This is a genomic window from Variovorax sp. dw_308 (assembly GCF_019207085.1).
Taxonomy (GTDB): domain Bacteria; phylum Pseudomonadota; class Gammaproteobacteria; order Burkholderiales; family Burkholderiaceae_C; genus Variovorax.
This window is the reverse complement of the sequence record NZ_JAATOM010000018.1, coordinates 65,949-83,692: the sequence shown is the minus strand read 5'-3', so window position 1 is coordinate 83,692 and position 17,744 is coordinate 65,949. Positions and strand designations below refer to the sequence as shown.

The 17,744-nt window shown below is 63.1% G+C and carries 17 protein-coding genes and 3 pseudogenes; 12 read left to right on the top strand and 8 right to left on the bottom strand.

The features are described from left to right. Positions 1 to 75 precede the first annotated feature (75 nt). Entirely contained in the window at positions 76 to 867 is a 792-nt protein-coding gene (locus HCU76_RS26825) for a hypothetical protein (RefSeq protein ID WP_213958925.1), read from the bottom strand. A gap of 284 nt (positions 868 to 1,151) precedes the next feature. On the opposite strand from HCU76_RS26825, the pseudogene HCU76_RS26820 reads away from it, so the two are divergent. Then, a pseudogene (locus tag HCU76_RS26820) lies at positions 1,152 to 2,265 on the top strand (IS5 family transposase). A 259-nt stretch (positions 2,266 to 2,524) separates the two neighbouring features. Here HCU76_RS26820 and HCU76_RS26815 read toward each other — a convergent pair. Genes HCU76_RS26815 through HCU76_RS26795 form a run of 5 tightly spaced genes read right to left on the bottom strand, consistent with a single transcriptional unit; the run spans position 2,525 to position 6,270 of the window. Continuing rightward, positions 2,525 to 3,406, bottom strand: a complete 882-nt coding sequence (locus HCU76_RS26815) for a nucleotidyltransferase (RefSeq protein ID WP_213958040.1) — start codon at positions 3,404 to 3,406, stop codon at positions 2,525 to 2,527. Next, complete coding sequence (locus HCU76_RS26810) at positions 3,403 to 4,302, bottom strand: S-4TM family putative pore-forming effector (RefSeq protein WP_213958039.1); 900 nt, start codon at positions 4,300 to 4,302, stop codon at positions 3,403 to 3,405. The genes HCU76_RS26815 and HCU76_RS26810 overlap by 4 nt, the downstream gene beginning before the upstream one ends. Next, a complete protein-coding gene (locus HCU76_RS26805; protein ID WP_213958038.1) occupies positions 4,299 to 4,775 on the bottom strand; it encodes a hypothetical protein in 477 nt (158 codons plus the stop codon). The genes HCU76_RS26810 and HCU76_RS26805 overlap by 4 nt, the downstream gene beginning before the upstream one ends. Next, on the bottom strand, positions 4,776 to 6,032 hold the full coding sequence (locus HCU76_RS26800; RefSeq protein WP_213958037.1) for a nucleotidyltransferase: 1,257 nt from the start codon (positions 6,030 to 6,032) through the stop codon (positions 4,776 to 4,778). Between the two features lie 55 nt (positions 6,033 to 6,087). Further along, the gene (locus HCU76_RS26795; RefSeq protein ID WP_213958036.1) at positions 6,088 to 6,270 is read right to left on the bottom strand and encodes a hypothetical protein; all 183 of its coding nucleotides are present in this window, start codon (positions 6,268 to 6,270) and stop codon (positions 6,088 to 6,090) included. A 172-nt stretch (positions 6,271 to 6,442) separates the two neighbouring features. Between HCU76_RS26795 and HCU76_RS26790 the strand changes: the two genes are divergently transcribed. The 3 genes from HCU76_RS26790 (at position 6,443) to HCU76_RS26780 (ending at position 8,790) form a co-directional block, all read left to right on the top strand. Further along, positions 6,443 to 6,829, top strand: coding sequence for a helix-turn-helix transcriptional regulator (locus HCU76_RS26790; protein ID WP_218628315.1), 387 nt, complete (start codon positions 6,443 to 6,445; stop codon positions 6,827 to 6,829). Further along, entirely contained in the window at positions 6,826 to 7,704 is an 879-nt protein-coding gene (locus HCU76_RS26785; protein ID WP_213958035.1) for an ImmA/IrrE family metallo-endopeptidase, read from the top strand. The genes HCU76_RS26790 and HCU76_RS26785 overlap by 4 nt, the downstream gene beginning before the upstream one ends. A 216-nt stretch (positions 7,705 to 7,920) precedes the next feature. Beyond that, complete coding sequence (locus HCU76_RS26780; protein WP_213958034.1) at positions 7,921 to 8,790, top strand: site-specific integrase; 870 nt, start codon at positions 7,921 to 7,923, stop codon at positions 8,788 to 8,790. 9 nt (positions 8,791 to 8,799) lie between these two features. Here the strand turns inward: HCU76_RS26780 and HCU76_RS26775 are convergent, their stop codons facing one another. Together HCU76_RS26775 and HCU76_RS26770 are read right to left on the bottom strand one after the other, a co-directional pair. After that, positions 8,800 to 9,798, bottom strand: coding sequence for a site-specific integrase (locus HCU76_RS26775; protein WP_213958033.1), 999 nt, complete (start codon positions 9,796 to 9,798; stop codon positions 8,800 to 8,802). After that, the gene (locus HCU76_RS26770) at positions 9,795 to 10,526 is read right to left on the bottom strand and encodes a tyrosine-type recombinase/integrase (protein WP_213958032.1); all 732 of its coding nucleotides are present in this window, start codon (positions 10,524 to 10,526) and stop codon (positions 9,795 to 9,797) included. Before HCU76_RS26770 ends, HCU76_RS26775 begins: the two co-directional genes overlap by 4 nt. Before the next feature lie 788 nt (positions 10,527 to 11,314). Between HCU76_RS26770 and HCU76_RS26765 the strand changes: the two genes are divergently transcribed. The 8 genes and pseudogenes from HCU76_RS26765 to HCU76_RS26730 all read left to right on the top strand — a co-directional run bounded on the left by HCU76_RS26765 (position 11,315) and on the right by HCU76_RS26730 (position 17,733). Beyond that, positions 11,315 to 11,524 carry a hypothetical protein gene (locus HCU76_RS26765; RefSeq protein ID WP_213958031.1) on the top strand — a complete coding sequence of 70 codons (210 nt, stop codon included), beginning with the start codon at positions 11,315 to 11,317 and terminating at the stop codon, positions 11,522 to 11,524. Continuing rightward, positions 11,508 to 13,004 (top strand): IS21 family transposase, encoded by a 1,497-nt coding sequence (gene istA / locus HCU76_RS26760; protein WP_213958030.1) that lies wholly within the window; start codon positions 11,508 to 11,510, stop codon positions 13,002 to 13,004. Before HCU76_RS26765 ends, istA begins: the two co-directional genes overlap by 17 nt. 42 nt (positions 13,005 to 13,046) lie before the next feature. Further along, a pseudogene (locus HCU76_RS26755) lies at positions 13,047 to 13,403 on the top strand (acyl-CoA dehydrogenase family protein); the annotation flags it as partial. A gap of 80 nt (positions 13,404 to 13,483) precedes the next feature. After that, positions 13,484 to 13,831, top strand: a pseudogene (locus HCU76_RS26750) (IS3 family transposase); the annotation flags it as partial. A gap of 543 nt (positions 13,832 to 14,374) precedes the next feature. Then, entirely contained in the window at positions 14,375 to 15,247 is an 873-nt protein-coding gene (locus HCU76_RS26745) for a branched-chain amino acid ABC transporter permease (protein WP_213958029.1), read from the top strand. Between the two features lie 8 nt (positions 15,248 to 15,255). After that, positions 15,256 to 16,254, top strand: a complete 999-nt coding sequence (locus HCU76_RS26740; RefSeq protein ID WP_213958028.1) for a branched-chain amino acid ABC transporter permease — start codon at positions 15,256 to 15,258, stop codon at positions 16,252 to 16,254. Next, positions 16,251 to 17,021, top strand: a complete 771-nt coding sequence (locus HCU76_RS26735; protein WP_213958027.1) for an ABC transporter ATP-binding protein — start codon at positions 16,251 to 16,253, stop codon at positions 17,019 to 17,021. The genes HCU76_RS26740 and HCU76_RS26735 overlap by 4 nt, the downstream gene beginning before the upstream one ends. Beyond that, positions 17,014 to 17,733: an ABC transporter ATP-binding protein gene (locus HCU76_RS26730; RefSeq protein WP_213958026.1), complete on the top strand. Its 720-nt coding sequence runs from the start codon at positions 17,014 to 17,016 to the stop codon at positions 17,731 to 17,733. Before HCU76_RS26735 ends, HCU76_RS26730 begins: the two co-directional genes overlap by 8 nt. Positions 17,734 to 17,744 lie beyond the last annotated feature (11 nt).

Sequence of the window (17,744 nt, the reverse complement as noted above, 5' to 3'; positions counted from 1 at the left end):
CCCAACTGGGAAATTCAAGTCAGCCTTGAAGGCAACCTACGCCACTCTTGTACCCGTGCGCCTCGGGAGGTGCTGCTATCTGTCGGGGTCCAAGTTGAACGCCGAGCGCCGCGCATTCACGTAGGGCGCAAGGTCCTTCTTAATCTTGTCCAATGCCAGCCCGCCCCGCATATATGGATCAATCAAGGCGAGCCCGCGAACTGGCGGTCTGGCGGGCAACTTCACGTCCAACGCGTCTCCATCAAACGCTCCGTCATTCACGTAGAAAATTCGCACCTCGTTCTCATGTCCGAACCCGATGCGCTTCATCAGAATGGATTCTGCGGCATACCTGCTCAGTGACGCGCGGGGCCCGCTTAGTTCGTCGTCGATCGCATCGTGAATCGCTTCAGGCTGCATATATCGCACGCGCCCCACGAATAGCTTCGGAGGCAGCCCGCCGCCATCTGCGAGCGTCGCATCGCGCAAGCAAAGGATCAGGTCATGAAGGCTCGTGAAGTCGAGTCGTACCCGGTTCTTGTTGATTCGCCAAAACGCTTCCGACGCATAGTGAAAAGTGAAGCACTTCGCGTAGACCGCCATCCGCTCGAATGGCGACCCGCGACCAAATAGCTTCTTCGCCACGTACCCCTCGAACTTGTCGCCCTTCTTCGACCACACCGAGGGGTGGTCGAAGCGCATCGTGTGATCGCGAAGGAGCCGCAACGCTTCGACTTCGGGCGGCATGTACCGGTAGATTCGTTGGCGCAAAAAGGGCTCCACCTTCGGGTCCACATGGACTTTGGGGCCATAGAGGTCCCGCCACTTGATAGCACTTTCGAAGGTCAGGCTACGAATGAAGTCGTACGGATCGTATTGCGTGGACATTCTTGTCGTTGAGCAAGTTGGCTGCGGGGGCTACAACATAGCCGATCAGACGGGTCGTTCGCACTTGCGGCCCGCATCGTCCGTCTGCTTCATGGGCCGGCGATGGCGGTATCCGGGTGTCTTGCCGCGATCAAACCTCCCGATAATTGCAATCAGAGAAGATCGCAATCAACCTGGAACGACCCTAGCAGGGTGCTGAAATACCTCTGCAATTGGTCGACGCGTGACAGCCCTCGAACGTTAGAAGTTGATCCCCCGACAGTTGCAATCCAAGACCCCAGACGATGCGCGGAGCCGATACCTTCACCGAGAGCTTGTTCACGATGCGCCGCCTGGAGGACTTCGTACCCGCCAATCACCCGCTGCGTCCTATCCGCGCGATGGTCAATGAAGCGCTGCTCAAGATGGACGACTTGTTCGCCGGCATGTACGAGGCCGACATCAAGGGCGGGCGCCCCAGCATCGCTCCAGAGAAGCTGCTGCGCGCGATGCTGCTGCAGATCTTCTTCAGCGTTCGCTCGGAGCGCCAACTCATGGAGCAGACTCAATACAACCTCCTGTTTCGCTGGTTCATCGGCCTGGCCATGGACGATGCGGTCTGGGTTCCCAGCGTCTTTCACCAAGAACCGCGAACGCCTGATCGAGCATGACGCCATCATCGAACTGTTCAACCACATCGTCGAGACAGCTGGTCGCAAAGGCTGGCTGTCGGGAGAACATTTCAGCGTCGATGGCACCCTTATCCAGGCGTGGGCCAGCCACAGGAGCTTCGTGCGCAAGGACGGCAGCGATGATGATGCGGGCAACGACTCGACCGGCAGCACCAGCTTCAAAGGTCAGACCCGCAGCAACGACACCCACGCCTCGCGCACCGATGGCGATGCGCGGCTGTACCGCAAGGGCAAGACCGCCAGCGAGTTGCGCTACATGGGCCATACCCTCTCGGACAACCGCCACGGCCTGATCGCTAACGCGATGGTCACACAAGCCGATGGCTTTGCCGAACGCGAAGCGGCCAAGGTCATGATCAGGGACGCCCGTCAGGCCACCGCGAGTCCGGATGCCGCGGTCACGCTCGGTGCGGACAAGGGGTACGACGCGCAGGAGTTCGTCCAGGCGTGCCAGGACATGGGCGTGATACCGCACGTGGCCCAGAACACTTCCGGGCGGCGCTCAGCAGTGCCCGATGCCATCGCTGCGAGCGAGGGCTATGCGTTGTCGCAGCGCAAACGCAAGCTCATCGAGCAGGGCTTTGGCTGGGCCAAGACGGTGGGCGGAATTCGTCAGGTGATGGTGCGTGGACTCAAGCGCGTGGACCACCTGTTCGTGCTGACGATGACGGCGTACAACTTGACGCGCATGCGCTCGTTGGGGCAAATCCGTCCGCAGGGGCTCTGAGGCCATCAGAGGCTTGCAAAACACCCTCAAATCAGCGGAAACGGCTCCCAAAATCGCCGCTCACTGCACCATGTGAAAAGCGGACCTTCGCCGAAGAAGATGCCTCGCTTTGGAGGGGAGTATTTCCGCATCCTGCTAGCACGCGACCTCGCAGAGCTTCGTCCGCAACCTGCTGTGAAGCGATCCAGAGGCAGGCAAGGTCAATGGGCCGCAATCGGCCCTGCGCACGAACGAACCGCATTCGCCAACCCAGAACGCTCTAGTACTCACCATTGAAGACGAGGCCCCACTGCCGATTGGCTTCCTCGAAGTCCCGGCGCGCCTCTGCGGCAAGAGCAACGTCCGCGTGGAAGGCGGCGTACTCAGCCGCCTTGAGTAGGAACTGACGTTGCACCTCAGTGTCCGTGGATCGAATGTCACCGGCGATCCCACACGGGTCCGTTAGCGCTCCGCAGCTGCCATCCTTGAGCACACGGTAGAAGTCTCGCAGGCAGCTCGCGTACGTTTTTGCCGGCAGGCAGATGCCGCAAGACGCAAGGACCATGTCGATGTAGAAGCTGTGGATTGGCAGCGAAGGCGTGCGCGCATGCTTCCACCACTTCAGCAGTTGCGAGACCTTCGCAAGCTTGTTGCCACTGCGTTCGTGAGCTTGCTCGAAGTAGCGATCGTGCACCTGAGGGCTGCTTTCGAACCAACCACCCATGCCGTCTGGAATCAAGAACACTGGCCGGCCAGCATTGAATCGGACGAAGATGCCCGGCACGATGTCAAGGCTTTGCTTGCTGCCACCGAACTCGATGACTGCCGCCAGGCCGTCCTTGTACACCGTCGAAGCAGGATAGCGTTCACCGAGGTCGTCGAGGATTCTACGTAGCAGCGTGTCCGACGAGACCAGCTTGCCGCTCCGCATCACCTCGGCCTTGCGCATGATCACCATCGTGTCCAGGTCGCTGTACCAACGGATGGCTGTCCCACGTGCGTGGCTGCCAATGGGTCGGACGCCGCTGACCGAAAACGACTTCTCCAGGCGCGCGCGACTCGACATCCGGTGAGCTCGCGCCGCGAGCAGTTCGCCGCCCTGCGGCTGAATTCTTGCGCCCAAGGCAAGAAGGTTGAACTGTGGCGGCACGCTCACTCTCATGTTACGGCCTTCTTGTATAGGTTCACCCAGTGTTCCGCGCCGTGAATCAGCTTCGACTCAAGACGTGGACGCACGCGGTTGTATAGCCACTCGAAAACGAGCGAGCCCGTCGCCCTGTGGCCGAAGATGGCGTCCTGCAGTTCGCGGGAACGACGCCGTCCCTCGACGGAGTCGATGCCGGTGATGGCCGCCATCAAGAGCTTCTCGGACTCGGCCTTCAGGCGGGCCAACGTCTCGATGGTGTCGCCCTGCCTCCAGCGCTCGCGCAGCGCCCAGGTCAAGGCTGGAGCCGCCGGCACCGACGCAAGCACAAACGATATGAACGAGAGGTTGATGGCCAGGCTCACCCCGCTCGCCACAACCACGAAGGCAACGATGAACCAGAACAACAGCCTGCGATAAGCCAGGCGCAGGTCGCTGTCGTAGACCAAGTTCTCGCGTTGGCAGATCAGCCGGCCGACTTCAACGGGGACGTCTGCCACGCTGGTCGGATACCAGTCGCGCAGTCGTTTCTCGCCGTCGGCGTCTAACGTACACCGCCCATCCTCGAAGGTCTCTTCGGCGTCGACCTTGGCGCCCGCAACAAACGCATTCCAGTCGATGTCGAGAACCTCGCAGTCGAACTCTTCTTGCAGCCTCGCTCCGACCTTTAGACGCGACTTGATCCAGCCTTCGATCGCGGTTAAGTCGAAGATGCCCAGGATGACCGCGACCAGCGCGATCGCCGGGCGCGCCGTAGGCATCAGCGCCGCCGCGATTGCCGACGCGACCGGCAGCGTCAAGTTCAGCCCCAGGACAACTGCTTGGCAATGCTTGGCACGTCGGTAGACCAACGTTCGCGCCCGCACGAGGCTAAGCATCTCCGGTCGGAGTTGCCGTTCGGCGATAGTGCTCATGGATTGACTGCTCCGGTTGTTTCGCGCCGCCGCTTTTTTCGCGGCGGCGGGTGTTCTCCGCCGCCCGCCCACTCGCCCGTGGCGAGCCATTCTTCGAAATAGTTCAGCCACTCGCCGGTCCAGGCCAAGTAGGTCTCTAGCAGCCCCATCTGCGGAACCCACTCCTTCTTGCGCGGCAACCACAGGCACAAGCAGGTGCCCGGACCGTCGTGGTGATAGACGTGCGGCAAGGGCCGCCCGTCGGCCAGTGCGCACAAGTCTGGCTTCACGACGAACATCACCGGGGACCTCGCTGGCGTCAGCAGCAACGTGCACCGGTAGAGACGTGCGAACACTGTCGGCGCTATCGAGAAATCGAAGCGAAGCTCACGCCCCTGGAGGAGTCGCACGCGCGCATCGGGAAAGTTCAGCGCACGCAGTTCCATCGCACGCTGCGCAAGCGTAGGAACCCGGACGGGCGGCACCATGCGCATTCAGTCACCGTAGTTGGTGTGGGCGCGCGCGGCCATCGTCACTCCGGCACCGGATCCGAGAACCAAAATTCCTCGGCCGGCCGATCGATTGGCTTCGCGTCGCTGCGCGTTGTTCTCGAGCACGGCCGCCTGCGCCCGAGGACCGAAGACCCGCTCGACAGCACGAGCGACGACATCCATGCCGGCACCTTGGTCGATGGCGTCGACGAGAGCGTTGAGGTCCATCACTAGTCGCTCGTGCCAGGCATCGAATGCCTTCTGCTTGGCCTGAGTGTCCATGCAGGCGGCCAAGTTGTCGTTCTGCGCGGTGGGGTTGTCCAGGTACCAGAATTCGCTGCCGTCGGGCATCGGGAAGCGCTTGATGAGCGTTGGCATCAGCTGAACGATATCGAGCAGCAGATCCATAGGGCCATCGTGCGGCTTCGGCGCCTCGATCGCGTAGGCGTTCGCGACCAGCGTGGTCAAGATGCTGGAAGACGGCGCGAGGTTTGCGCCGTCTCGAGGTGCACCGAACGCGATGTTGCGATTGATCTTGGTGAGTTGGACCAGCCGCGAGAGCAGCCTGGCGAACACCTCGTCGGCATCAGGCAGCGGGATGAGCTCCGACTTGCGCATCGAGTCGAATGTGGCGTTGAGCGCTGCCCTGCCTTCGAACGTCGGCGCGATAAGAGCGGCCTTGTCGAAAGCCTGACAATAGCCGCGCGGGTTCGTGGAAAGGTAGCGCTGCAGGTCGCGGTCGGGAATGCGCCCGTGGGTGTCACCGTACAGGACGACTTGGGACGGATCGTCGATGATGGATGAGAAGTCAGCCTTCATCCCGCCGGCGTAGGTCATCGTCACGCACCGGTCGTTGCGCGCGAGCTTCAGGTCGTGACGATCGGCGTAGCGCTTCAGCGCAACGTACATGTGTTCGATGAGACGCGCGGGCCCGCCGGGACCACCGTAGCGCAGAAGCCCCTCGCGTGCGAGGCAGGCAGCCAGATCGACGTCGTACCCCTCCCGCAGCGGATCCATCGGTCGCACCATCGTGCCGAGTTGTCGCGAGCCGTACGCGTGCACCCGATATAGAAGTCCCTCGAACTCCGCGCAGGCGGCTAGGTACTCGCCGGTGCTCTGGTAAGCGCGGTCGAGATCGCTGAGCTGCGTCTGCGTCGGCTCGTAGACGCGGCCGATGGCTTCGGCCAGGAAGACAAACTTGGCAGACGCGCCGGCCGAGAAGCGGCGGCGCACAGGGTTGATGGGAAGGTCGCGGTGCATGCACATCTCCGGTGGGTGGGCGGGAGACCGCACGCGGCGGCCTGACCCACCGCGTTTACTTCACAGGTTTTTCCTTGCGAACGCCCTTGAACGGGTCGCCGTCAGCCTTCTGATCCATGAAGCGGCCGTTCGAGGTATCGCGCTTCGTCCAGACCTGCGTCTGGGGGTTGAAGACTTGCGAGCGGTCCCGGACCGCTCCGACCCGGGCGTTGTCGCCGATGGGCTTGTTCTTCGCCATGAAATCGTCCTTTCGAAGTGCGCGCTTGCAGTCGCAAGAGCCGGGTGGCATAGTCGGATACTGTCTGCGTAAGCAACATCATCCGATCTGTCTGAGAGGTGTGTCGCCCAGATAAATTTCGCATCTGTTGCCTGCGCAGGCAACAGTTTATGCTGATTTCAATCGGAAGGGAATGTTTTTGATCACGAAGTCCGGCCTGGGGACACTCTTGCGCAAGTTGCGCGAAGCCCGCGAGCTCTCGTCGCGCGAGCTGGGGCAGCTCGCAGACGTCGATCACACGTATGTCTACCGATTGGAAACAGGGGAAAAGCAGTCCCCTTCCGAGGAGCTACTCGCGCGACTGCTGCGCGTGCTCAAAGCCAAGCCACGAGAGGTGGAGATGGCTCAATTCATGATGAGCAACGACGTGAACCCCGACTGGGTAGAGCACGTGCTTCAGACCGACATGACCGCGGAGATGTTCGAGATGGGCGCCACCATGAGGAACCGTGGGAGCGGGCGACCGGACATGCAGGCGTTGGAAGCGCGAGTCCGCAGGGCGCTGGAAGACGACGCATGATCGACGAGGTGTCCATCAGGTCGAAAGCGCGCCAGTTCATGCGCGGTTTGGATCTATCCAACATCGACCAGGATCTGTCGGTATACACGCGGAAGGTGGACGCCAAGATCACCTATGAAGAAATGGGCGACGGCGAATCTGGCTACACACTCACGCGACGAAACGGGAAGTCCACGATCGTCATCAACGAGGTGGAGCGCCGCGAACGCCAGCGATTTTCGGTGTGCCACGAAGTGGCACACCTCGTCCTAGGGCTCGCTTCGAATCACCAGGAAACGCCCTCCTGGTCTTACGCGAAGCGTGAAGACAACGAAATCGCCTGCGACATCTTCGCTTCCGAGCTGCTGATGCCATTCGATGTCTTCAAGCTCGACGTTGACCAGGAGGAACCATCGTTCGACTTGGTCGAGCGGTTGCGCGCGAAGTATGGCGCTTCCTTTGCCGCGTGCGCTTCACGTCTTGCCGCCGTGACGGACTACCCGTGCGCGTTCGTCTTCATGAACTCGACGGTCGTCCGGTACGCCTCACGGTCGAAGGCACTTCGGGACCTTAACGCGTGGGTCGAGATGCGCTCCCCGATTCCTCACGAATCGGTCGCCCTTAGACTGATTCAGGGTGGTGAGTGGTCAGGCGAAGACTCACGCGTCTCGCAAGATGTATGGTTTCGGGACTGGCCGAAGGGCTACGAGCTGACAGAGCTGGCGAAGCACTACCCCACTTTCGAGGAGACGTTTTCCTTGATCTGGTTCGAGCAGGACAGTGGACCGGACGAGCCCGTCAAAAACTGGAGCGGCACACCGACGCAAGAAGACGATGACGGACTGAAGGAGCTGGACGGCGTGCTGAGGTTCCACTCGAGATCGAAGAAGAAGTAGCGGGTGGCAGGCGCAACGCCGCGAGTCTGGCGCGATGTCTGCTGGCGGAGATTGCGGACGTCCAACCCGCGAAGGCCGAGCGGCTGCAATCAGTCTTTGGACTAAACCGCTCTCGCGGTAGGCGCTCCGCGCCAGGCCGGGTGTTTCATTTCGTGAGTTGCTGCCACCGTTGACAGCGAGGCAATCCCGCCTCGTTTTCGACGGAGAGCATCAACCATGGACACGATCATCTCGACGGTCAACCCGTTGCGTCAACGCATGCTCGAGGACATGCGCATGCGCAAGCTGGAGCCTCGGACCCAGGAGGCCTATGTGCGCGCCGTGCGCAAGCTTGCGGCATATCTTCACCGCCCGCGTGACACGGCTACCGTGGAGGACCTGCGCAACTTCCAACTGCACCTGGTCGACTCGGGCACTTCACCCATCACGCTCAACGCAACGCTGACCGGCCTGCGCTTTTTCTTCGACATCACCGTAGGCCGCCTCGAACTGATGGCCAAGATGCAACCGGTCAAGTTGCCGCGCACCCTGCCGGTGGTGCTCAGCCCACTCGAGGTCGCGCGGCTGATTGCCGCGGCGCGCAACGTCAAGCATCAGGCGGCGCTGTCAGTGGCATATGGCGCAGGCCTTCGCGCCAGCGAAGTCATCGGCCTGAAGGTCACCGACGTGGACAGCCAGCGCATGACGCTTCGGGTGGAACAAGGCAAGGGCCGCAAGGACCGCTACGCCATGCTCAGCCCAGTGCTGCTGCAGCGCCTTCGCACGTGGTGGCGTATCGGCCACGCCCAAGGTCGCATGCTGCCCGGGGGGTGGCTGTTCCCCGGCATGAACCCGACGGATCCTCTTACCGCGCGCCAACTCAACCGCGCCGTGCACGCTGCAGCCGAGGCGGCCGGCATCGACAAGCGCGTATCTCCGCACACGCTGCGCCACAGCTTCGCCACGCACCTGCTGGAACGCAAGGTCGACATCCGCGTCATCCAGGTGCTACTGGGCCATAAGCGGCTGGACTATCTCCCGCGCCGGACTATGTCCCGGGGCCCGTGCGCCGCACCTGTGGCGAGCGGATCGCACCGCGGGACATAGGAGGGCGCGCTACAAGCTCTTCAGGAAGGCCAGCAGTCGGTCATCGGGCCGATACCGACCGGGCTTGCCTTCCGGCGGCGTTGTCTTGTCGAGCACCGCCTGCTTAATTGCGAGATTGGCGTCGAGATAGATTTGCGTCGTCTCGATCGACTCATGCCCGAGCCAGAGCGCGATCGTCGGTTGATCAACGCCCTCTTGAAGAAGGTCCATTGCCGTCGTGTGGCGCAGCACGTGCGGGCTTACACGTTTGTTCTTCAACGACGGACACTGTGCAGCGGCCGTCGCGACGTGCTTGCTCAGCAAGTAGTGCACGCCGTGAGAACTCAGCTTGCCGCCGCGTGCGTTGGGGAACAGCGGCTGGTTCCCGTCCAATGGCGGCTCTCGCGCCCACGCGGCCAGCACGGCGCGCGTGTTCTTGCTCAATGGCGTGCACCGCTCCTTGCGTCCCTTGCCGATGACGCGGACGTGGGCACCAACGCCGAGCTGCAAGTCTTCATGCCGCAGGCTTGTTAGCTCTGACAGCCTCAAGCCGGTCTGCACCGCCAACAGCAGCAATGCGTGATCGCGGCGACCCGACCAGCTCTGTTGATCCGGCGCCGCCAGCAGCGCGTCGACCTCCAGCCGATTGAGGAATGGCACCAAGGTGCGCGTGAACCGCTTGGCCGGAATGGCCAGCACGCGCTGGATCTGCGCCGAGTGCGTCGGCGCCTCGAATGCCGCAAAGCGGAAGAACGAGTGCACGGCCGTCAGCCGCAGGTTGCGCGTGCGAGCGGTGATGCCGCGTACCCGCTCCATCTCGTCGAGGAAGGTCATCAGCAGCGGCGCATCAATGTCGGCCAGCGCCAGTGCCGAGGGCGCCTTGCCCAAGCGCTTGTGGACGAATTGCAGCAGCATCTTGAAGGTGTCGCGGTATGACGCGATCGTGTGCACACTGGCCCGACGCTGCTGCATCAGGCGCTGGGTGAAGAACCGCTCCAGAAGAGCACCGAAGTTGGGTTGACCACTCATGACGATTCTCCCCAGCGTCGCTCCAGTCGAGCCATCGCCTGTGCCATCAGTTCAGGGTTGCCGCTCAGGTACCAGTAAGTGCCTGCAACGCATACATGCCCGAGGTAAGTCGAGAGCAGCGGCATCTCGCGTCCAGGGTCCTTGCCTGACAGGTACCAGCGCGTCAGCGTCTGAACGGCGAATCGATGGCGGAAGTCATGCAGCCGCGGCCCCTTGCTCGCGCCCACCTCGCGCAAGCCCGTTCTACGCGACAACGTGTAGAAGGTCCGATGGACATGGCCGACGTCGAGGCGAGTGCCGCGGCGCGAGACGAACAGGTAGGAGGAGACCGGGTGGCGGAAGAATTGTTCGCGTCGCTTGAGGTAGTCGGCCAAGACCGCGCTGGTAGACGGGTGGATCGGCACCAGCCGCCACTGGCCGAACTTGGCGCCGCGGATCGTCAAGACCGCCTGATCAACGTCGACGTCGGCAAGTTCGAGGTTCAGCGCTTCGGACAGGCGCAGGCCCGTCACGCTGAGCAGGCCGAGCAGGCCGTGGAACACCCATGGCCGCAGCGATGTCGACGGCCAGGCCACGGGGAGGTCCAATACCGCATCCAGCAGCCGCCTGATCTCGTCCTCGGTGTACAGGTGCGGCCTGGCGCGCGTCGATCGGTGTGGCAACAGGCCGAGCGGCGGTATCTCGGTGCGGCTGTCGGTGGCGCTGCAATGGCGGGCGAAGCCGCGCACAAAGCAAAGCCGTCGGGCCCACTCGGCGGGTTGTACCGATGCCCGTTGAGCCCATTCGAGCGCTGTGAACGGCGGTCAGGAACCGCGTTTATTCGGCGGTGAGGAAGCGTTTTTCGTTTTGGATTGCCTGAGGTTCGAGTGCTGTGTGCTCGATGCCTTTGGTGATTGGTCTTGTTGCCTGCCTGGGCGCCCCGGAGGGGCGGCCAGGCAGGCGCGGCCAGCCCGTTCCTGGCCGGAGCCAGATTCAGCGGAGGTCGATGGGATGTGAGCTTCGCGGGCTCGCGCCGTGGGTTCGTTGCGCGTCTGCCCTGTGGCGCATGCACGCCGTGGTCTGTACAACACACGATGTTGCCGAAGAAGGCGGGTACGGCAGCGGTCCCATCACGCCGGCAAGCTTGAAGACCGCGCCGCGCCCTACACCGTGCCGATAAAGGCGGTGCCACCACAGTGTGGCGCGCTGGGACGCGTCCGTCCAGCATCATTGGCAGCGCCTCGAGGTGCGGATGGAACGCGGCGCCCGTCTGTTCCTGTGCGCGCGCTGTCGCGACCAGGTGCTTCTGTGCAGTCACTGCGATCGTGGCCAGCGCTATTGCAACGCGGCTTGTTCACGCCAAGCCCGTGAGAGTGCGCAACGCGAGGCCGCACGACGCTACCAGCGCAGCCGTCGCGGTCGCATGGCCCACGCGGCACGGGCACGGCGGTGGCGCGCTCGCCACCGCAGCGACGCAGAAATGGTGACGCATCAGGGTTCCAGAGTGAGCCCCACCGATGCTTCACTGGTCGCATGCATGGACATCACCACAGACACCGCCATCGCGACGGCGCCCGGGCACGACGAGGCCGACTCACGTGCTGGCGTGACACAAACGGAGGCGGCGCTTGCCGGCTTACGTTGTCGACGCTGCGAGCAGGCGCTGATGCCTTGGGTGCGTCAGGGCTTCCTGCGTCAAGGCCGGCAGGCCGGCACCCGCATCGCGCGCCATGACCATAGCCCCTGAAGTCGGCGCGCGAATCCTGCGCCTGTATGACGTGGAGAAGTGGCGCGTGGGCACCATCTCCCGGTTGCTGGGCGTGCATCGCGACACCGTGCACCGGGTGCTCGCCCAGAGCGGCCTGCCGACACCGTCGACGCCGTTGCGCCCGAGCCGCATCGACCCGTACCGGGCGTTCATCCTCCAGACGCTGACCCAGTTCCCCGTGCTGAGCGCCGTGCGGCTGTTCGCCATGGTCAGCGAGCGGGGCTATGTCGGCAGCGGCGAGCATTTCCGTCACCTCATTGCGGGCATGCGTCCGCGGCCGGTGGCCGAGGCTTATCTGCGGCTGCGCACGTTGCCGGGCGAACAGGCTCAAGTCGACTGGGGGCACTTCGGCCATCTGCAGGTCGGACGTGCGAGACGCCCGCTGATGGCCTTCGTCATGGTGCTGAGCTACTCGCGCGCGATCTTCCTGCGCTTCTTCCTGGACGCACGCATGGACAGCTTCCTGCGTGGCCACGTCGAGGCGTTCGCCTCATGGGGCGGGTCCAGCCGGGTGGTTCTGTACGACAACCTCAAGAGTGCCGTGCTCGAGCGCCGGGGAGACGCGATCCGCTTCAACCCGGCGCTGCTGGAGTTCGCCACGCATTACCGCTATGAGCCGCGCCCGGTGGCGGTGGCGCGCGGAAACGAGAAGGGCCGCGTGGAACGCGCGATACGGTATGCACGCGAGAGCTTCTTCGCCGCACGGGCATTCAACGGCTTGGACGACCTCAACGCCCAGGCCCGCCTGTGGTGCGAAGGCCAGGTCCTGGACCGGCGCTGGCCCGAAGACAGCGCCTTGAGTGTGCGCGAGGCCTTCCAGGCCGAGCGGGCGAGTCTGCTGCCGCTGCCCGAGCGCGACTACCCGCTGGGCGAGCGCGTGGCTGTCTCGGTCGGCAAGACGCCCTACGTGCGCTTCGACCTGAACGACTACTCGGTGCCGCACACGCACGTTCGTCGCACGCTGGGCGTGCTGGCCGACGAGCGTCGGGTTCGCATCTTCGAGGGCATGCGCGAGCTCGCCGCTCACCCGCGCAGTTGGGATCGCGGCGCACAGATCGAGGACACCTCGCATGTGCAGGCGCTGGTCGATCACAAGCGCGGTGCCCGCGCGCATCGAGCCTGCGACCGCCTGGCGCACGCCGCTCCGGCCAGCGCCGAACTGCTCAAGCGCGCCGGCATCCGAGGCCACAACCTGGGCTCGATCACGGCCGCGCTGATGCGCCTGCTGGAGCGCTATGGCGCCGCCGCGCTGCAGGCGGCCATCACCGATGCGCTCGAGCGCGACGTGCCACACCCCAACGCCGTGCGCCTGGCGCTGGAGCGCGCCCGCGAGGCCAGCGGCCGGCCACCACCGGTGGCGCTGGTGCTGCCCGAGCACGTCGCGCGCCGTGACGCCCCGGTGCGCGCACACGACCTGGCTTCCTACGACCGACCGGAGAACGTCGATGAACACGAGTGATTCCACGACGCCCACGATGATGTCCGATGCACACCTGCGAGAGCAGGCCGGAGAGCTTACCGCCCGATCGGCAAGAACCAAGGCGTGCAGCATCCACTGGCCGAACGCTGGATGCACCTCGAGGCCGCGAACCTGATGGCCTTGCAGGCAGCGCGCCAGTTCGATGCCAGCGAGCCCTGTGGCACTGAAGCCAACACCGCCAAGTATCTTGCCGCGCAAGCCTGCTGGAGCGCCTGCGAGACCGCCGTTTTGACGCACGGCGGCTATGGCTACGCCAAGGAATATCACGTCGAACGCTACCTCCGCGAAGCGATGATCATCCGTATCGCTCCTGTCAGCGAACAGATGATCTGCTGCTTCATTGCGGAAAAGGTCCTCGGGCTTCCAAAGTCGTACTGACGCGGCCGCCGGCCGGGCGGCAGAACCATCAGCTTGGGCCAATTTGAGGTGGCCGACGCTCGGCCTTCGCGCGCACACCTTCGCGGAAACCCGAGCGCGACAGCAGCTTGATTCATCACTTGGACAGGGGGTCGCAGTACCTGTCCATTCGCTACAGCGAGCGCTTGGCAGAGGCTGCCATCGAGCCCTTGGTGGGCAACAAAGGGCGACAGCTACGACAACGCCTTGGCCGAAACGATCAACGGTTTGTACAAGGTCGAGATGATCCATGCGCCTTGGAAGACCAAGGAGGCCGTGGAACTGGCCACCCTGGAGCGGGTGTCCTGGTTCAACTGCCACCGGCTGCTCGAGCCCACCGGCTGTCCCGCCGGCGGAATTCGAGGGCCAACTACTATCGTCAGATTGAGCAGCGGGCCATGTCGGCCTGACTCAAGCTAAGGGGCTACCGCGAAATCCGGGACGGTTCAGGTTGAACGTCTTGAAGCCACATCTACGCGTTGGCGCGAGCCGGCGTCGAGGTGGCACCGTGGCTCGCACCAGTTCGGGCTGGTCGTGCACATGCTTCGCGGAGTCGTTTGCCGTGATCGGCGAGGTGCTGCGACACCGCAGCCCGCAGTCGACATTATCTATGCACGGGTTGATCTCGATGCGCCAAGGGCTCCACACTCAAGGGGTTTGCCGTCTCACCAACTAATATTCAGCAATATGAATAGTTAATATGTATTGACATAAATATCGGCCCGCGCGTAGAGTACGAGAACTGAGAACAGACGGAGACGATCGTCAGGGTGCGCGGTACCCTGTTCGAACTGTGTAATGACATTCATTGCTACATGCGCGAATCCTGCGGCCGGTGCCTCAACGCATTCCTGGCCGCGCGGTAGAGGACCCCGGACCTGGCGCGGCGCAGTCCGTGCGTTATCGCCCCTCGTCCGTCTCCATCCTGGCCTTACACGATCAGGAGAGACAAGATGCAGACTCTGATCACGCTGGTCATCAGCGGGCTGACGGTAGGGTGCATCTACGCCATTGTGGCGCTGGGCTTCGTTCTCATCTACAAAGCCACCGACACCATCAACTTCGCGCAGGGCGACCTGATGATGCTGGGCGCCATGGTCGGGGTGACGTTCATCGCGACCCTGAAATTGCCCTATATCGTGGGTGTGCTTCTCGCTGCGATCTCGATGGGCATTTTCGGATGGCTGCTGGAACTTGGTCTGATGCGGCACGTCATCGGCAAGCCGCACCTGACTGCCGTCATTCTGACAATCGCGATCGGCTACGTGATGCGCTCTGGCGCCGGCCTTGTCTGGGGCTATCAGCCGCTGGCAGTGCTGACGCCGTTTTCCGGTCAGGTCGCCCACATCGGATCCACTGTCGTCAGCGGCGACAGGCTTGCCGTTATCGGGGGCACCGCCGTCCTGTGCGGCTCGATCTACTCCTTCTTCCGCTTCACCCGGATCGGCATCGCGATGCAGGCGACCGCGCAGAATCGATTTGCCGCTTATCTGATGGGGATCCGGGTCAGGCGCGTCTTCGCGGCCACGTGGGCAACCTCGGCGGCGTTGTCGGCCATCGCCGGCATCCTGTTCATTCCGATCGCGCTCGCTGACGTGAACATGGGGGCGCTGGGCCTCAAGGCCTACGCAGCGGCGATCCTGGGAGGATTCGGCAGTATCTCGGGTGCGCTGGTCGCGTCGTTGATGATGGGCGTCGTAGAGCAATTCGCGGCCCGGTATCTGCCAACGGGCATGCACGAGGTGACCGGCTTCGTGTTTCTGTTCGCGGTCCTAGTCGTCAGGCCACAGGGACTCTTCCCGCAATCGGCGCGCAGCAGGGTGTAGGTGCCGGAATGGAGCAGCTTGAAAAAATGGTGAGCACCAAGGCCTTCTGGAGCTCACGTCTGCAAAGCGTCGCATTCTTTGCGATGGCCTTGCTTGCGCCGCTGCTGCTGGATGCGTATTACATCGACACGTTCAGTACCGTCCTGATTTATGCCATTGCGGGGATCGGGTTGACATTGTTGTCCGGCGTCGCGGGGCAGGTGTCGCTGGCGCATGCGGCGTTCGTCGGCATCGGAGCCTATCTCCATGTCTATCTGCTGAGGCAAGGGCTCCCGCTGCCGCTTGCAATGGTGACCGCCACCCTAGTCACGGCCTTCGTCGGCTTTCTTTTCGCCTTCCCGGTTCTGCGCATGCCGATGCACAGCCTGGCGGTTTGCACCCTGGCGTTCGCGTCCATTGTGGAGCATGTGTTCGTCAGCTGGGAATCCTTCACGAACGGGGTCCAGGGCGCCCTGACGCCCAAGGCGCCATTCTTGGGCTTCGACATCGCGCAGGGTTCCAACCTGTACTTCGTGTGCGTCGTCGTACTTGCGGTATGCGTATGGCTAGCACGGAACATCATTCATTCCGCCACCGGCCGCGCCTGGATGACGCTGCGTGAGAGCGAGCCCGCTGCACGCGCACTCGGCATCAACGTCACCTACTACAAGACCTTGGCGTTCGCGCTCAGCTCAGGTTTCGCTGGTGTCGCGGGCGCGCTCTTCGCGCACAGGGTGAGTTACCTGTCGCCCGACGTGTTCACCGTAGCGATGTCAATCGAGATGTTTCTCATGATCGTCGTCGGCGGGCTGGGCTCCGTGCGCGGCGCGATCGTGGGCGCCTTCCTCGTCGGCCTGCTGCCCGCGGGGATTGCGGTGCTGCGCGACTATCTGCCGCAAGGCATCGGCAACCTGCCGGGGCTGGAGCCGGGCATCTTCGGGATCATTCTCGTATTCGTCATCCTCTTCGAACCGGAGGGCATCGAGGGACGGCTGAGAAGTCTCGCGCGAAAGGGGACGGCATCATGAACGCGCTTGAGGTCAGCGATCTTCACCTGAGCTTCGGAGGCGTGAAGGCCGTTGCCGGCGTGTCCTTCGACGTCAGGCCCGGCCAGATATTCTCGATCGTCGGACCGAACGGGGCCGGCAAGACGTCCGTGCTCAACATGATCAGCCGCATGTATGACGCCGACGCCGGCCGCGTCGTGCTGGAAGGCCGGGACATCACGGCTGCCCCCGCGCACACGCTGGCCTCCCGCGGCCTGGCGCGCACCTTCCAGAACCTGGAGCTCTGCAAGCAACTCAGCGTCACGGACAACGCCCTGGCAGGTCGCCATACGCACCGTGGCACCACCTTCTGGGCCGAGTTGCTGGCTTGGCCCACGAAGGCCGCCAGGGAGCAGGCCAACAGAGATCTCGTCCTTGGACTCCTGAAGGATTTCGGGCTCGCCCGCATTCAGGACGCACTCGTCGGCGAATTGCCCTATGGGTACCGAAAACTGCTAGAGGTGGTCCGCGCACTCTCAGTCGAGCCGCGCGTCCTGCTGCTGGATGAGCCCGTCGCCGGACTCAACACGACGGAGTCAAATGACATGGCCAGGCGGTTGCTGGCGGTTCGAGAGAAGCTCGGCATATCCATCGTCCTGATCGAACACGACATGAAATTCGTTCGCGAAGTGTCTGATGCGATCCTGGTCATGAACTGGGGCAAGTGCCTCACCGTCGGCAAGCCTGACGAGGTGCTGCGGCATCCCGAAGTGATCGCCGCCTACCTGGGAAGCGCGCGCGATGAATGAGCGGATTCTTTCTCTCAGGAATCTCTCCGCTTACTACGGAACGACCAAGGCCGTGGAAAGCGTGTCAATTGAGGTGCCGCGGGGCGGAATGGTCGCCATCCTGGGCGCGAACGGCGCAGGAAAGTCGACCATTCTCCGAGCCATCTCCAACTGGGTCCGATCCGAAGGCGAAATCGAGTTCAACGGCGCCAGCACCAAAGGACTCTCGCCTGATGGAACGGCTCGACTGGGCATCGCGCATGTCCCCGAGGGCCGGGAGATATTCCCTTCGTTGAGCGTTCTGCACAATCTGATGATGGGCACCTTCGCGGGCCGCCGCAAACACGCCCAAGTCGACCTGGAGGCGGTCTTCTCGTATTTTCCGAAACTCGAACAGCGCCAGCGCCAGGCGGCTTCATCGCTGTCCGGCGGGGAGCAGCAGATGCTCGTCATCGGGCGAGCGCTGATCAGCAATCCGGAGTTGGTCCTCCTCGATGAGCCGTCCCTGGGCCTCAGCCCGCAACTGGTCGACGAGATTTTCAGAAACATCGCCCGGATCAACGAGGAGCGGCAAGTGAGCGTCCTGCTCGTGGAGCAGAACGCCATGCGTGCGCTCCGCTTGGCGAGCTATGCCTACATCATGGAAGCAGGACAAATAGTTGCGGAAGGGAAAAGCGCACTTCTCTTGAAGAGCCCTGAAGTGCGCGCCGCATACCTCGGGCTCAACCAGTAAACATCGGAGAT